Source organism: Pseudomonas sp. NMI542_15 (assembly GCF_021283425.1).
GTDB lineage: Bacteria > Pseudomonadota > Gammaproteobacteria > Pseudomonadales > Pseudomonadaceae > Aquipseudomonas > Aquipseudomonas fortuita.
The window spans coordinates 21,194-36,234 of record NZ_JAJSRO010000022.1 but is presented as its reverse complement, the minus strand read 5'-3'; the positions used below and the strand labels follow the sequence as shown (position 1 = coordinate 36,234).

The following is a 15,041-nucleotide window of genomic DNA, read 5'->3' as shown; positions in this document are numbered from 1 at the left end:
CGCTCTCTGGAGCGGCGTTTTTGTATCCACGGTATCTACAGATTCGACATAGGTTGGAAGAAGATGCGAAGCAAGGTGACGGGCGCCAAGCGCTGGGTCGTGAAGATTGGCAGTGCTCTACTGACCGCCGATGGCAAAGGCCTCGACCGCGGCGCCATGGCCGTTTGGGTCGAGCAGATGGTCGCGCTGCGTGAGGCAGGTGTGGAGTTGGTACTGGTCTCATCCGGGGCCGTGGCTGCCGGCATGAGCCAGCTGGGCTGGACCACGCGACCGAGCGCGATGAACGAGCTGCAGGCGGCTGCCGCGCTTGGCCAGATGCGTTTGGTGCAGGCCTGGGAGTCGAGCTTCGGCGAGCATGGCAAGCACACCGCGCAAATCCTGCTGACCCATGACGACCTGTCCGACCGCAAGCGTTACCTGAACGCCCGCAGCACCTTGCGCACCCTGGTCGACCTGGGCGTGGTGCCGGTGATCAACGAGAACGACACCGTGGTCACCGACGAAATCCGCTTCGGCGACAACGACACCCTCGCGGCGCTGGTGGCCAACCTGGTCGAGGCCGACCTGCTGGTGATCCTCACCGACCGCGATGGCATGTTTGACGCCGACCCGCGCAACAACCCCGAAGCCCAGCTGATCTACGAAGCCCGTGCCGACGACCCGACGCTGGATGCCGTGGCCGGTGGTACCGGTGGTGCCCTGGGCCGTGGCGGCATGCAGACCAAGCTGCGCGCCGCGCGCCTGGCCGCCCGTTCCGGTGCCCACACCATCATCATCGGTGGCCGCATCGAACGCGTGCTGGACCGCCTCAAGGCAGGCGAGCGCCTGGGTACCTTGCTGTCGCCCGAGCGTGGCATGCTGGCCGCGCGGAAACAGTGGCTGGCCGGCCACCTGCAGACCCGTGGCACCCTGGTGCTGGATGCCGGTGCCGTGCAGGCACTGCGCCAGGCCAACAAGAGCCTGCTGCCGGTTGGCGTGAAGACCGTGCAGGGCAGCTTCCGCCGTGGCGAGATGGTGGTGTGTGTTGGCCCGGACGGTGTTGAAGTGGCACGCGGGCTGGCCAACTACAGCGCCCTGGAGGCGCAGAAGATCATTGGTCAGTCGTCCGATACCATCGAGTCCATCCTTGGCTATAGTGCGGAGCCCGAGTTGGTGCACCGCGACAATCTGGTGCTGGTATGAGCATGTTCAAGCGGGTGATTGCCGTGGCGGCGCTGGCGCTGCCAATGCTGGCTGGGGCCGAAGAAGTCGGCCAGGTGTCCACTGTCTTCAAGTTCCTGGGGCCGAACGACCGCATCGTGGTCGAAGCGTTTGACGACCCCAAGGTCGAGGGCGTGACTTGCTACCTGTCCCGGGCCAAGACTGGCGGCATGAAGGGTGGCTTGGGGCTGGCGGAGGACCGTGCGGAGGCGTCGATTGCCTGCCGTCAGGTCGGGCCGATCAACTTCAAGGGGGAGTTGAAAGATGGCGAGGAAGTGTTCAAGGAACGCACCTCGCTGGTGTTCAAGACCATGCAGGTGGTGCGCTTTCTCGACAAGAAGCGCAACACGCTGGTGTACCTGGTGTACAGCGACCGCATGATCGAAGGCAGCCCGCAGAACGCGGTGACCGCAATTCCGATCCTGCCTTGGGCGCATTGATAGCCTGGTAGATTGCCGGGAGACCTGCGGCCTCCATTCGCGGGGCAAGCCCGCTCCCACAGGTACTGCACAAGGTTCAAGCTCTGTGCAGTACCTGTGGGAGCGGGCTTGCCCCGCGAATGGGCCGCAAAGCGGCCCCATTATCCCGATGTCAGGCCAGTTCCTCGGCCTGATCCTCACGCACAACCGCCTTCACCTCATCCAGCCGGCTGATGAACTTCCAGTCCGCCTCGTAAGTGATTGAAGGCAGCCCGCAGAACGCGGTGACCGCGACTCCGATCCTGCCTTGGGCGCATTGATAGCCTGGTAGATTGCCGGGAGGCCTGCGGCCTCCATTCGCGGGGCAAGCCCGCTCCCACAGGTACTGCACAAGGTTCAAGCTCTGTGCAGTACCTGTGGCAGCGGGCTTGCCCCGCGAATGGGCCGCAAAGCGGCCCCAATATCCCGATGTCAGGCCAGTTCCTCGGCCTGATCCTCACGCACAGCCGCCTTCACCTCATCCCGCCGGCTGATGAACTTCCAGTCCGCCTCGTAAGTGATTGAAGGCAGGCAGCAAAGCGGCCCCATTATCCCGATGTCAGGCCAGTTCCTCGGCCTGATCCTCACGCACAACCGCCTTCACCTCATCCAGCCGGCTGATGAACTTCCAGTCCGCCTCGTCGATGTAGATGCCGTTCGGCCCGCTGCCGCCCTCCAGGTCGATCGCCACGTGCGCCGATACCTGTGGCTTCACACTCGCCAGAATCGGTACGAAGCCCAGCTGCAAGCTGGTCTCCAGCAGTGCCGCCTGGTTGCGTTCGTCGATGTCTGCTGCTTCGTCCAGGTAGTAGGGCAGGCGGATGCGCCCGGCCAGGTCGCGGTCCATCAGGTGCAGCAACAAGTACATGTTGGTCAGCGCCTTGATGGTCATGGTGGTGCCGTTGGAGGCAGCGCCGTCGATGTCGGCGTGGATGATCGGCTGGCCGTTGACCTTGGTGATTTCGAACGCCAGCTCGAACAGGTCTTTCAGGCCCAGCTGGTTGTGGTTGGCCGCCACCAGGCGTGCCAGGTACTCCTTGGCCTCTTCATTCTTGTTGTCCTGATCGGCGCTTTGGGTCAGGTCGAACACCGACAGGGTTTCGCCTTCTTCGTACTGGCCGGCGCTGTGGATGATCTGGTCGATGTGCTTGAGCGCTTCCTTGTTCGGCGCCAGCACCACGCGGAAGCTTTCCAGGTTGGAGACCTGACGCTTGTTGATCTCGCGGTTGAACAGGGCCAGCTGATGCTCGAGGCTGTCATAGTCGCTGCGGATGTTGCGCAGGGTCCGGGCGATGTCGGTGACCGCCGCGCGGCGTGCCTTGGCCAAGGTCAGGGCTTCTTCGGTGCGGTGCGCATAGGCGTTCACCAGCAGTTGCAGGCGGCGCTCCATGTCGTCTTCACTGTCGAACTTGGCCACGCCTTTGAGGCGTACCTGGGCGTAAAGCGCCTCGATCTGGTTGTCTACCCGCTGCAGGCTCTGCCAGCTGTCCTGGTAGTCGTTGAGCAGCGGCAGCAGGTTGTCCATCGAGTCGTCGATGGCTTCCATGAAGGGTGTGCCGTAGGGCAGGTCGGCCGGTAGCAGCTGGCGACGACGCAGGGCGTCTTCCAGGGTGCGCTGCTTGGACTCGAGGTCGCCGATCTGTCGGCCGACCAGCTGCAGCTTGGCCGACAGCTGCTGGACGCGCTCGGTGAAGGCATCACTGGAGCGCTTGAGTTCGTCCTGGGCGGCTTCCAGTTGCGACAGCTGCTCCAGCTTCTCGGGCTCTTCGGCGGCCAGGGTTTCGCTGCGGCGGAAATCTTCCAGCGCCTTCTGCGCGTCCAGCACTTGCTGGTAAAGGGTTTCGGTTTGCGCCTTGGAGGCGGAGCGGTCGGCGGTGACCGCCTGCTGGGTCTTGAGCTGTTTCAGCTCTTTTTCCAGGCGCTCTTTCTGGTCGCGCAGGGCGGCGCGGTCGGCCAGGGCCTGCAGCGCGGGTGGATCGATGTGGGTGAGGTCGATGGACAGCCCCGGCGCTTCGAAGCGTTCGCCCTTGAAGCCGTCCAGTACCGCTTCCAGCGATTTTACCCACAGGTCGCTGTCGTCCAGTTCGATGCCACGGTCGCCCAGCGGCAGGCTGAACAGCGCACCGTTGAACAGGCGCATCAGGCGGTCGACGTCCTGTTGCGAGAACTCCTCGCGCAGGCGGGCGTAGCTGTTGTTGTCAGCGTGGTCCAGCTGCTGCTTGACCTGCTTCAGGCGTTTTTCCAGGTCGCGTACACGCTCATCCAGGTCTTCGGCGGAAAACTGGCGCGACTGTGCCAGGGCGCCGGCCAGTTCGTCGTGGGCATCCTTGGCCGCCAGCAGTTGCTGTTCCAGCACCTTGACGTCATCGACCAAGGCAAAGCGGTGCTTGAGCACCGACAGCTCGCCCAGCCAGCGCTGGATACCGGTGATTTCGCGCTCCAGGCGCATCAGCTCCTGAGTGCCACCGCGCTGGTCGTTCTGCAGGCGGTCCTGCTCGCCGCGGTAGTGCTCGGACTGGATAACCAGCTCTTCCTTGCGCGCCATGGCGTATTCCTGCCAGGTGCCCAGCAGGGTATCGAGCACCGGCGAAATGCGGTGCAGCTTGCCGCGCAGTATGTCGCGCTGGGCCACACCACCGGCCAGGGCCTCGACCAGGGGGCCGGCAGCCACCAGGGCGTTGTAGTCCTGTTCCATGCGGCGCACGTCGCGGAAGGCTTCCTCACACGCGGCGATATAGTCGACGCTGCCCGAACGCAGGCTGTGCTCGAAGGCGTCAAGGAACAGCTGCTTGAGCTTGGCTGCGGTGATTTCGCGCATGTGCAGCAGGTTGATGAACAGCGCGCGGAAGGTTTTCAGGCTTTGCTCGCTGGTGGAGCGCAGCGGGATCATGGTCAGGTCCAGCGGCACCGAGGTGTGGCCGCCAACCAGCAGGCGGCGCAGTTCGTCCGGCTTCAGCTCGTAGGCCTTGATGCCCAGCCGTTCCAGGTTGGTGAACAGCTCTTTCTGGCGCAGGCAGGTGTCGTTTTTCTGGTAGTGGGCCAGGTCCAGTTCACCTTTGTAGGCAAAGAACTGGTGACCGAAGCCGCCGCCCGGGCCGCGGCCAACCACGCCGATCACGTGCGGGCCGTGGGGCAGGCTCAGCTCGCAGAGAATGTACGAGGTATCGCTGGCGAAGTAGAAGCGGCGTGACTGCTCGAGGCTGTACTTGCCGAAGCTCATGTCCGACATACGCGCCAGGATCGGGAACTGCAGGGCGTTGATCGACGCCGACTTACCCAGGTTGTTGGCACCGTATACCGACAGCGGGTGCTCCAGCGGGAACAGCCCAAGGCTGTAGCCAGCGGTGTTGAGCAGTGCGAAGCGGCGGATGCCGTAGCGTTCCTGGCTCATGCGTCAATCTCCTGTTGCTCTTCGCGGATGGCCCGGGCCAGGGCGTCCTCTTCGCTTTCCTCGCCCTCGAAAGGCGTGAGGTCGAGCGGGTCGTCGGTGCGGTTGAGTTCTTCGGGGCTTTCTTCCTCGACCAGCACCGGGGTCGGCAGCGGCAGGACGCTGTGCAGGGTGGCGGCCAGGTCGCGGTCCTGCTGGACCGAAAGGCACACATCGAGGAAGCGGTGCATCGGCGGCAGGAAGCGGTAGATGCCGCCTTCTTCATGGGCGAAGCCGAGCTGGGTCATGCGGCGCAGGATTTTTTCTTCCAGCTCGTCTACGGTCTGCACTTCGGCCTGCAGGAACAGGTCGCGGTACTTGTCCAGCAGCGAGGGCAGTTCGTCGCGACCGATGCTGCCGCCGTCGAGCACCGCCATCGGGTCACGGCCCTGGTCGGCCAGGTGCTCAACCAGGATGAAGGTGAACAGCGACAGGCGCTGCGCGGTCTTGTTGACCTGCGCGGCGGTCATGTCCGGCACGAAGTAATAAAAGCCGCGGGTGTCGCACACCAGCTCGAAGCCCAGGGCCTTGAACAGGGTGCGGTACTGGTCCTGGAAGTTCGACAGCTGGGCGTACAGCTCGGGGTCGCGGCGGCTGACGTGGAAGCCTTTGAACAGCTCGCGGAAGATCGGCGCGAGCTGGGACAGTTCGGAAAGATCAAGATGCATGGGCTGGGCTCGCGTTGGGTTCGGTAGGCGCGCTGGTGGCGTCTTCGCGGCTGGAGGTCAGGGCGAACGAGCGCAGGCTGACCAAGTGTTCCTGGGTGGTGTACTCGCGGCGTTCCAGGCGTTCGCGCTTGAAGCGCTTTTCCCGCGACAGGCGCGAGAACCAGTACAGCAGTTCGTCGGTGGCGCCTTCGGGTTCCTGTTCCAGCAGCCAGACCATCAGGTCGGGCAGCGGCAGGGCCTGTTCGCAGCGTTCGGCCATTTCCTTGACCGTGCGCGGTGCACGGGGCAAGTCGCCGGACTGGGTCTTGTGGGCCTTGGGGAAGCGCGCCGGCTTGGGCTCGAAGCGCGCCAGGGCGTACACATAGGCTTCGACCTGGCTGGCACTGCCGAGGAAAGTGCTCTGCGGGCGGGTGAACATCGGCATGGCCGCCTGCGGCACGGCGTCGATGCCCTTGCGCCGGATCACCGACAGGGCCAGCGCGGCGCCACGGGTCACGGCGTTGTGACGGCGGGCTTCTTCGCGCAGCGGCAGCAGCAGTTCACGGGCGTGGCGCAGGGTCAGCTGGGCGCTGGTCTGCATTTCCAGGATGCGTGCGTGGGTGCGCAGCAGCATGTCGTCGTCGACCAGGTGGCCCAGGCGCGCCTGTTCGCCCAGCAGCTTCAGCAGCACGGTCTCGACCTTGCGCACGCCTTGTTCGAAGGCGCCGTCAGCGTTCACCAGCTGGATCATCGGCTCGACGTATTCGTCCCAGGTGGCCAGTACTTCGGCGTAACGCTGGCGCAGCGGGATCTGCCGGTTGCTGGTCTTGGCCCGCTCGGCCACGGCTACCAGGGCCTGTTCGTCGTTATCGAGCTTTTTCAGCACATCGCGCACGCGCATGTCGAGCAGGCGCAGCTGGCGCGCCAGGTCGTCGCTGTCGCGGTTGTCGAAGGCGTCCTGGATATGGCCGGCCAGGCGTTCAAGGTGGCGCAGGTAGGCTTCGATCTCCAGGCACAGGCCCAGCCGGTGTTCGCGGCGCAGGTACGCAAGGAAGTCGTGGATCTGCGCGTTGAGCTCGAAGCGGTTCGGGCTTTTGGCCACCGGGACCAGGATATCCAGGCGGATCCACACGTCGAGTAGCTGGGTGATGTCCTGCGGCGTGCTTTCGAGCTGCTGGCGGGCCACATGCTGGCGCAGCTCTACCAGGCTCAGGGTGCCCTGGTCGAAACGCTCGCACAGCGGCTCGATCAGGGCCCAGTGTTCGGCTAGGGCGCGCAGGACGCGCTTGGGTTCGATCATTGGCTTCGACTCGTTGCCAAGAAAAAGGGGGCGATTGTACTGCATACGGGGGGGAGGTTTTCACCCCTTGGTCTGTAATGGGGGATAACCTTTTTGCTTGTGTGTGTATGGCGTTGTTTTTGTGGTGGCGCTCGGTCTGATAGGCGCTGCAAAAACCACGGCGTACACGTTAGAATGCCCAACTGCCTTGAGCCCCTCGGATACCCGCCCCTTGCTGACCGAACCCCGTCGCCGCGCCTACCTTTCCGCCATGCAAGTGGTGCATTGGCTGCCGCGCGCCGAACTGCCGTTCGCCGCACCGTCGCGCCCCGAGCTGCTAATGCCGGTGGCGCAGGTCGAGGACATCGATTTCGAGGTCATGCCGGCACCGGCTGCAAACGAAGCGCCCGCGATTCCTCAGGCCCGTTCCGGTGAGCGGCCGAAAATCGAGATCCCGCGCCCAGGCAGCGTGCCCAAGCCTGCCGCCAAGCCCGTGGAGGCCGAAGAGCAGCCCGTACCACCACGCCCGGCCCCTGTGCCGCCACCGCGCTTCTCGTTGCAGTTGTTGCGCGCTGGCAGCTGCCTGCTGCTGGTGGAACTGGCCACCGGCCAGCCTTTCCAGAGCCGTGACCCGTCCTACCTGCTGCTCAAGGACATGCTGCGCGCCGCCGGCCTGCCAGACGCCCCGCAGATCATCGGCGAGCCGGTGCGCTGGCCGTTGCTGGTCCGCGGCAACATGGACCAGGGCCCCGAAGCCGCGCGCGATTTCGTTCAGGGCTTTGTCCAGGCGCGCCTGGAAGATGCACCGAGTACCTGCCTGTGGCTGATTGGCATGCCGGCACTGCGCTTTGCCGGCAACGCCGATGCTGCGGCCTATTACCAAACCCTCAAGCTGGACGGCCTGGGCGACGCCTGGGCGCTGCCGGGCCTTGAACTGTTGATGGACGAGCCGCAGCGCAAGGCGGAGGTCTGGAAAGCCATGCGCCAGCTGATGGCGCGCTGGAAGAGCGTTGAATGAGTGAATCGATCAGTTTCCGCCCGATGACCGAGGCGGATCTGGAAGCCGTACTTAAGATCGAATATGCCGCGTTCAGTCACCCCTGGACCCGCGGGATCTTTCAGGATGCGCTCAAGTCCTACGAAGTCTGGCTGATGTTCGATGGCCAGCAGCAGGTTGGCCATGGGGTGATCAACGTGATCATCGACGAGGCGCACCTGCTCAACATCACCGTCAAACCGGAAAACCAGGGGCGCGGGCTGGGCCTGCGCTTGCTGGAGCACCTGATGGCCAGGGCCTACCAGCTCAATGGCCGCGAGTGTTTCCTTGAGGTGCGCGCCAGCAACCAGTCGGCCTATCGTTTGTACGAGCGCTACGGTTTCAACGAAATCGGCCGCCGCCGCGACTATTATCCGATTGCCGGCGGCCGTGAAGACGCCCTGGTGATGGCTTGCACCCTGCTTGAGGATTGACCTCGCGTAGTCGGTGCCATCCACCGCGTAGCTTTGTTTGTTCTCTATGCAGGGATGGATGAAGAATGAAAAAACTGCTTCTGGCGGCAGGCCTGCTGATAGCGGGTGCTGCCCACGCCGACGAACGCGACCTGTGGATGTTCGCCCAGTGGGCCGACGACCATCAAACCCGTCCCTTCCGTGAAATGCTGGTGGATGCCCGTCTTTACGGTGTTGTGCCTATCCATCAACTGCTGCGTTCGGCCTCGGACTGGAAGCTGTGTAGAGCGTCTCCTTTTGCCGTACCGCCTACCGGCAACTGGCCGGCTGTGCGCTCCACCCTTTCGCTGATCAAGATGCTGAACGACCAAGGCATCCTGCGCCAGTTCGAGGTGGTTTCGGCCTACCGCGACCCTCGTCTGAATACGTGCGCAGGCGGTGCTGCCAACAGCGCCCATACCCGCGCCTTCGCCGTCGATATCCTGCTGCCGGCCTGGACCGACCCCAATCCGCTCTGCCGTTTCTGGCAGCAGCATGGCCAGGCCTGGAGCATGGGCCTGGGGCGCTACCCGTCCGGGCGGATCCATCTGGATACCGCGGGCTATCGCACCTGGGGCGGCGATGGTAGCGCGGGGTCGTCGTTCTGCCTCAAGCCCAAGTGAGCCAGGCAACGCTGGCATTCGCCCATTACCCACTCTGTGAAGCGTTGGCGCTTGCCGCTGTCGTTCAGAGGCTGTGGGCTGAGCAGGTGGTAGGCCGAGCCATCACGCACAAAACCGAACGGTGCCTGCAACTGCCCGCTGTCGAGTTCGTCGCGCACCATCAGGGCTGAGGCCATGGCCAGGCCCAGGCCAGCGCTGGCGGCCTGGATAGACAGGTAGAAGTGCTCGTAGTCGCTGCGTTCGTTACGCCGCGCCTGTTGGCCGCTGTGTCGCAGCCAGGTGCGCCAGGCGCCAGGGCGGGTGGCGCTGTGCAGCAGGCGTTGGCCGTCGAGCTGAGTGGAGGCGGTGGGGTGGCACACCGGGCCGATCCATTCATCACAGATTTTCTGGTTATACAGTTGGTTGTCCCAGTGGAAATCATCGCGGCGGATGGCCAGGTCGACACCGCTGCGGGCGAAGTCCAGTGGGCCGCCGGCGGCCACCAGGTGCAGCTGCAAGTCGGGGTGCTCGGCATGGAAGCGGGGCAGGCGCGGGATCAACCAGCGCATGGCGATGGTCGGCTCGCAGGACAACACCAGCACATTGTCGCGGGCCTGTTGTTGCAAGCGCTGCACGGCACCTTCGAGCTGTTCGAAAATCGCCTGGGTGGTGCCTTGCAGGGCACGGCCGGCGGGGGTGAGGAAGATGGCCCGGTTACGGCGCTCGAACAGCTCCACGCCAAGGCTTTCTTCAAGCAGGCGTATTTGCCGGCTGACCGCGCCGTGGGTGACGTGCAAGTGCTCGGCGGCGCGCACGAAGCTCTCGGTCTGGGCGGCGATGTCGAAGTAGCGCAAGGCGTTGAGCGGCGGCAGTTTCATGGCATCCCTTTTGGCCTGTGCCGGCCTCTTCGCGGGCATGCCCGCTCCCACAGGTAATGTGCTTTTCTCAGGTGTGGTGGGGTCCCTGTGGGAGCGGGCGTGCCCGCGAAGAGGCCGGCACAGGCGTTATTTTTCTGTGAAAAAAACTATCAGATATGCCTCACTATAAATCGATTTTTCCTGGTTCATAAGCCCTCGATAATCCCCAGGCCTGTGCATTTTCATAGCCTATCGAGAGCCATCAGCATGACCGAAATCATCGCCGTCGCCCTGTTCACCTTGCTCGCCGTCATCAGCCCTGGCGCCGATTTCGCCATGGTCACCCGTAGCAGTTATGCACAAGGCCGCAAGGCCGGGCTGGCCGCTGCGATGGGTATCGCGTTGGGTGTCCAGGTGCTCGTGTTGTACACGGTGCTGGGCATTGCCGTGATCATCAGCGAGAGCCCCGCGCTGTTCCTGGCCATGAAAGTGCTGGGGGCGGGGTACCTGATCTACCTGGGCTACAAGTCGCTCACCAACACTCAGCGCATCAACCTCGAGGGTGGCAGTCAATCGACCGCCAGCGTGCTGCAAGCCCTGCGCACTGGCTTTCTGACCAATGCCCTGAACCCCAAGACCATGCTGTTCGTTATCAGTGCTTTCACCCAGGTGGTGCAACCAGGCAGCCCCCTGGCACTTGATTTCGCCTACGGCGCATTCATGTCCTTTGCCCACTGGTTGTGGTTCAGTCTGGTGGCGGTGTTTTTCTCAAGTGCCGTTTTGCGCAAGGCGATGATCGACCGGCAAGCGCTGGTGGACCGAGTCATCGGCCTGGCGTTGATCGGCCTTGGGCTGGCGGTGGCGGTGACGGGGATTCGTTGAAGGGCGATTGCATGTTGAGGGTAACTGCTTGCTCCAACTGAAAGCGTGTCAGCTTTTTCGCAGGCAAAGAAAAAGGGCTTACCTTGCGGTAAGCCCTTCGTCTTGTTTGGTGGCTACACAGGGACTTGAACCCCGGACCCCAGCATTATGAATGCTATGCTCTAACCAACTGAGCTATGTAGCCGATGGCGCGCATTATTCTCTTGAACGGGCCCTCTGTCAACACTCATTTCAAAAAAAATTTGCACGCTTTCAAAAACTTAGCCGCCGGGCGTGGTTTCAGCGCACCACAAGCCAGTGCCCGAGCACGCCTTGAAGCTGCAGATGCTGGGCCGCCGCCAGAGTTTGCAAGCTTTCGCCAGGCCGGTCGAGGTTGAAATTGCCGCTCACGCGCCGATGGGCCATTTGTTCATCCAGTATCCATACCCGCTGCCCCTGGTAGGCGGCAAGGCGCTTTAGCACCTGCCCCAAAGGCATGTCGGTGGCTGTCAGGCGGCCGGTGCGCCAGCTGTCAGCGGTTTTCAGGTCAGCTTTGTGCACCGGGCCAATGCGGGTGTCATCGAAGGTGACCTGCTCACCGGCCGATACCATGCGCTGTTCACCCCCTTGGATAACCATGGCCTTGCCACTGAGTACGACAAGTTCATCATGACCGGCATGGCGGGCTACCTGCAGGCGGGTACCGAACACCTGGATGCGGGCGTTGCCCACTTCCACTTCCATGGCCCGCCCGTCGAGCACGACTTCCAGGAACACCTGGCCCTGCACCAGGTGCAGCTGACGGGTGCGGCCGCGCAGGTCGACGTTCATTGCGCTGGCGCTGTCCAGGTTCAGGGTCGTGCCATCAGCCAGGCGTGTGCTGCGCCGCTCGCCCACATCGGTGTGCAGCTCGCTGGCCAGGCGCTGCATCAGCGGCCAGTAGAGGTAGGCCGCAGCGCCCAACCCGAGCAGAAACACAAGCGCCAACCATTTGCCCTGGTGGCTGCGGCGTTCATTTACGTGCCGTGGGCGGGGGCGGGCGGGGGGGGGTTGCAGCTGTTGCCAGAAAGTCTCCAGCTCGGCATAGGCATGGGCGTTGTCTGGTAGCTGGCACCAGGCTGCAAATGCCTGGCGCTGGGTGTCGTCGCAACCGGGCTGGCGCAACAGCGAGAACCACTCCAGCGCTTCCTGCTGTGGGTCGGGCTGCAGCTGCTTGGCGGGCATCGGGCTCATGGGGTCGGTCTGCTCACGATAGGGGCCGTTTCGCCCAACGATGACAGGGATATAAGTCGAGGATGCTAATTATATTGAGAACCATTTTCAAGTACGTTGCGACAGAGGGATAAAAAAGGTAGCTATGTATCTATTTGTTTCCCGATAATCGGATCCCAAACTGCGGACGGAGATTCAGGCACATGGCCACCAGTAGCGCCTCCCCGGCGTCCACCAGCGCAGCGGCGAGCCAAGCGACGCCGCTGGTAATGCGCATCATCGGCTTCTGCGCCCTGGCGCACTTGATCAACGACCTGATCCAGTCGGTGCTGCCGGCGATCTACCCGATGCTCAAGGCCAATTACGACCTGAGCTTCGCCCAGATCGGCCTGATTACCCTGACGTTCCAGATCACCGCTTCGCTGCTGCAACCCTGGGTCGGCTTTTTTACCGACCGCCGGCCAACGCCGAACCTGTTGCCGCTGGGCACCTTGTGCACGTTGGTGGGCATCGTGATGCTGGCCTTCGTCGGCAGCTTCCCGATGATTCTGCTGGCCTCGGCGCTGGTGGGGATCGGCTCGTCGACGTTCCACCCGGAAACCTCGCGTATTGCGCGCCTGGCCTCTGGCGGGCGCTTCGGCCTGGCCCAATCGACTTTCCAGGTTGGTGGCAACACCGGTTCTGCTCTGGGCCCACTGCTGGCGGCGGCCATCGTCATTCCGTTCGGCCAGACCCACGTGGCCTGGTTCGGCCTGGCCGGTTTGTTCTTCCTCGGTGTAACCCTGATGCTGCGCAGCTGGTACAAGGAGCACCTCAACCAGGCCAAGGCGCGCAAGGCGGTGCAGGCCACCCATGGCATTTCCCGCAACCGGGTGATCGCGGCGCTGATCGTGCTGGGCCTGCTGGTGTTCTCCAAGTACTTCTACATGGCCAGCTTCACCAGCTACTTCACCTTCTACCTGATCGAGAAGTTCGATGTGTCGGTGGCCAGCTCGCAGTTGCACCTGTTCCTGTTCCTGGGGGCAGTGGCGGCGGGCACGTTCTTTGGCGGCCCGATCGGGGACCGCATCGGGCGCAAGGCCGTGATCTGGTTCTCGATCCTGGGGGTGACGCCGTTCACCTTGGCGCTGCCGTATGCGGACCTGTTCTGGACCACCGTGCTGAGCGTGGTGATCGGCTTTATCCTGGCCTCGGCGTTTTCCGCGATCGTGGTGTATGCGCAGGAACTGGTGCCGGGTAGTGTGGGCATGATCGCCGGCATTTTCTTCGGGCTGATGTTCGGCTTTGGCGGCATTGGGGCGGCGCTGCTGGGGTATGTGGCGGACCTGCGCGGTATCGAGTATGTGTACGGGCTGTGCTCGTTCCTGCCGTTGTTCGGGTTGCTGGCGGTGTTCTTGCCGTCTACAGGTAAACGCTGAAATTGCTGGGGGCTGCTTTGCAGCCCATTCGCAGCACAAGGCTGCTCCTACAGGCAGCACGCGCTCGTTGTAGGAGCAGCCTTGTGCTGCGAATGGGCCTCGTAGAGGCCCCTGGCCGATTGACTACCCCCCCTTGAGGTAGCTAGAGTGCCGCCTCTTTTTACCCACCACCTGCGTAGTAGCCAAAGCAATGCGCCGTAACCCGTCCCTCCCACATGCCCGCCAGCCTGCCCTCCAGGCCCTGCGTCGTGCCTGGCCGAGCGACACGGTGCTCAAGCGTCGCCGCAGCGTGCTGTTTGCCTTCACCTTCTCGCCACACCTCGCCTGAACTGATCTGCGCTTTTGCGTCGCTCGCCGCCCCGGCGTGCGCGCCTGTGTCTGCACGTCTTTTCGGTTTGCAAGGAGTGGTACATGAACATGCGTTTGCTGGCGGGCCTGTTGTTCGCCGTTTCTGTCGTGGGCTTCAGCCTGGGGGCCAGCCTGCCACTGGTGTCGTTGCGCCTGCATGAGGCCGGGGCCAGTACCCTGGAAATCGGCATCATCTCGGCCATTCCCGCTGCGGGCATGATGCTCTCGGCGTTCCTGGTCGACGCCTGCTGCCGCCACCTCACCCGGCGCACCATCTACCTGCTGAGTTTCAGCCTGTGCACCGTCAGCATCGCCTTGCTCGAGTCGGCTTTCGCCTCGCTGTGGCTGCTGGGGCTGCTGCGCCTGGGGCTGGGGCTGGGGCTGGGGATGGGCATCGCCATCATCCTCGGCGAGTCGTGGGTCAACGAACTGTGCCCTGATCACAATCGCGGCAAGATCATGGCCCTTTATGCCACCAGCTTTACCGGCTTCCAGGTACTCGGCCCGGCCATGCTCGCGGTGCTGGGCGCCAACAGCCCGTGGATCACCGGTGTGGTCACCGCCTGCTATGGCCTGGCGTTGCTGTGCATCGTGCTGACCGTACCCAATGACCATGTCGAGCATGAAGAGGGCGACAAGAGCTTCGGCCTGGCGGGGTTCTTCCGCGTGGCACCGGCGTTGTGTGTGGCGGTGCTGTTCTTCTCGTTCTTCGATGCGGTGGTGCTGTCGCTGTTGCCGGTGTACGCCTCCAGCCATGGCTTTGCCGTGGGCGTGGCGGCGCTGATGGTGACAGTGGTGTTTGCCGGCGACATGCTGTTCCAGCTGCCGCTGGGCTGGTTGGCCGACAGGGTGGAGCGCACCGGGCTGCACCTGGCGTGCGGGCTGGTGGCGATGTCGATTGGCATCGGCCTGCCGTGGCTGCTGAACATGACCTGGCTGCTGTGGCCGCTGCTGGTGGTGCTTGGAGCGGTTGCGGGGGGCATCTATACCCTGGCGCTGGTGCTGATCGGGCAACGTTTCAAGGGCCAGGACCTGGTCACTGCCAATGCCAGCGTGGGTTTGCTGTGGGGGGTGGGTAGCCTGATCGGACCGCTGGTCAGTGGCGCTGCGATGGATGTGGCCCCGCATGGCCTGCCCATGGCGCTGGCGCTGATGGCCGGGCTGTTCGTGTGCTTTGCCAGGCAGTCATACCGGCGGCATGGGCGGATGCGGCCAGTGGCGGACCGATAACTGCAGGAGGTAGC

Annotated in this window: 15 protein-coding genes and 1 tRNA gene; 9 read left to right on the top strand and 7 right to left on the bottom strand. The window is 63.6% G+C overall.

The features are described from left to right. Positions 1-63 precede the first annotated feature (63 nt). Together proB and LU684_RS24505 are read left to right on the top strand one after the other, a co-directional pair. A complete protein-coding gene (gene proB, locus LU684_RS24510; RefSeq protein WP_016484833.1) occupies positions 64-1,182 on the top strand; it encodes a glutamate 5-kinase in 1,119 nt (372 codons plus the stop codon). Next, positions 1,179-1,640, top strand: coding sequence for a CreA family protein (locus LU684_RS24505; protein WP_019470641.1), 462 nt, complete (start codon positions 1,179-1,181; stop codon positions 1,638-1,640). The genes proB and LU684_RS24505 overlap by 4 nt, the downstream gene beginning before the upstream one ends. Before the next feature lie 151 nt (positions 1,641-1,791). Here LU684_RS24505 and LU684_RS24500 read toward each other — a convergent pair whose 3' ends face one another. The 4 genes from LU684_RS24500 to mksB form a co-directional block, all read right to left on the bottom strand. After that, a complete protein-coding gene (locus LU684_RS24500; protein WP_232895153.1) occupies positions 1,792-2,019 on the bottom strand; it encodes a hypothetical protein in 228 nt (75 codons plus the stop codon). 198 nt (positions 2,020-2,217) lie between these two features. Next, complete coding sequence (gene mksF, locus LU684_RS24495; RefSeq protein WP_095115877.1) at positions 2,218-5,049, bottom strand: Mks condensin complex protein MksF; 2,832 nt, start codon at positions 5,047-5,049, stop codon at positions 2,218-2,220. Further along, positions 5,046-5,753, bottom strand: coding sequence for an Mks condensin complex protein MksE (gene mksE, locus LU684_RS24490; protein ID WP_016484836.1), 708 nt, complete (start codon positions 5,751-5,753; stop codon positions 5,046-5,048). The genes mksF and mksE overlap by 4 nt, the downstream gene beginning before the upstream one ends. Continuing rightward, the gene (gene mksB, locus LU684_RS24485; protein WP_016484837.1) at positions 5,743-7,032 is read right to left on the bottom strand and encodes an Mks condensin complex protein MksB; all 1,290 of its coding nucleotides are present in this window, start codon (positions 7,030-7,032) and stop codon (positions 5,743-5,745) included. Before mksB ends, mksE begins: the two co-directional genes overlap by 11 nt. A 211-nt stretch (positions 7,033-7,243) precedes the next feature. Between mksB and LU684_RS24480 the strand changes: the two genes are divergently transcribed. The 3 genes from LU684_RS24480 to LU684_RS24470 all read left to right on the top strand — a co-directional run bounded on the left by LU684_RS24480 (position 7,244) and on the right by LU684_RS24470 (position 9,122). Then, positions 7,244-8,029 carry an energy transducer TonB gene (locus tag LU684_RS24480; protein WP_232895152.1) on the top strand — a complete coding sequence of 262 codons (786 nt, stop codon included), beginning with the start codon at positions 7,244-7,246 and terminating at the stop codon, positions 8,027-8,029. Then, positions 8,026-8,481 (top strand): ribosomal protein S18-alanine N-acetyltransferase, encoded by a 456-nt coding sequence (gene rimI, locus LU684_RS24475; RefSeq protein WP_016484839.1) that lies wholly within the window; start codon positions 8,026-8,028, stop codon positions 8,479-8,481. Before LU684_RS24480 ends, rimI begins: the two co-directional genes overlap by 4 nt. A gap of 65 nt (positions 8,482-8,546) precedes the next feature. After that, positions 8,547-9,122, top strand: a complete 576-nt coding sequence (locus LU684_RS24470; protein WP_232895151.1) for a D-Ala-D-Ala carboxypeptidase family metallohydrolase — start codon at positions 8,547-8,549, stop codon at positions 9,120-9,122. Here the strand turns inward: LU684_RS24470 and LU684_RS24465 are convergent. After that, on the bottom strand, positions 9,062-9,979 hold the full coding sequence (locus tag LU684_RS24465) for a LysR substrate-binding domain-containing protein (RefSeq protein WP_210668835.1): 918 nt from the start codon (positions 9,977-9,979) through the stop codon (positions 9,062-9,064). The two genes, LU684_RS24470 and LU684_RS24465, sit on opposite strands and share 61 nt — an antisense overlap. A 246-nt stretch (positions 9,980-10,225) precedes the next feature. Between LU684_RS24465 and LU684_RS24460 the strand changes: the two genes are divergently transcribed. Continuing rightward, a complete protein-coding gene (locus LU684_RS24460; RefSeq protein WP_232895150.1) occupies positions 10,226-10,840 on the top strand; it encodes a LysE family translocator in 615 nt (204 codons plus the stop codon). Positions 10,841-10,947: 107 nt separating this feature from the next. Here the strand turns inward: LU684_RS24460 and LU684_RS24455 are convergent. Continuing rightward, a tRNA-Met gene (locus LU684_RS24455) sits at positions 10,948-11,024 on the bottom strand. A 95-nt stretch (positions 11,025-11,119) separates the two neighbouring features. Continuing rightward, the gene (locus LU684_RS24450) at positions 11,120-12,043 is read right to left on the bottom strand and encodes a FecR family protein (RefSeq protein WP_016484843.1); all 924 of its coding nucleotides are present in this window, start codon (positions 12,041-12,043) and stop codon (positions 11,120-11,122) included. Positions 12,044-12,234: 191 nt separating this feature from the next. On the opposite strand from LU684_RS24450, the gene LU684_RS24445 reads away from it, so the two are divergent. From LU684_RS24445 to LU684_RS24435, 3 genes are all read left to right on the top strand, one after another. After that, positions 12,235-13,449 carry an MFS transporter gene (locus LU684_RS24445; RefSeq protein WP_016484844.1) on the top strand — a complete coding sequence of 405 codons (1,215 nt, stop codon included), beginning with the start codon at positions 12,235-12,237 and terminating at the stop codon, positions 13,447-13,449. Between the two features lie 190 nt (positions 13,450-13,639). After that, positions 13,640-13,777 (top strand): hypothetical protein, encoded by a 138-nt coding sequence (locus LU684_RS24440; RefSeq protein ID WP_016484845.1) that lies wholly within the window; start codon positions 13,640-13,642, stop codon positions 13,775-13,777. A gap of 83 nt (positions 13,778-13,860) precedes the next feature. Further along, positions 13,861-15,027 carry an MFS transporter gene (locus tag LU684_RS24435; RefSeq protein WP_232895149.1) on the top strand — a complete coding sequence of 389 codons (1,167 nt, stop codon included), beginning with the start codon at positions 13,861-13,863 and terminating at the stop codon, positions 15,025-15,027. Positions 15,028-15,041: the final 14 nt, after the last annotated feature.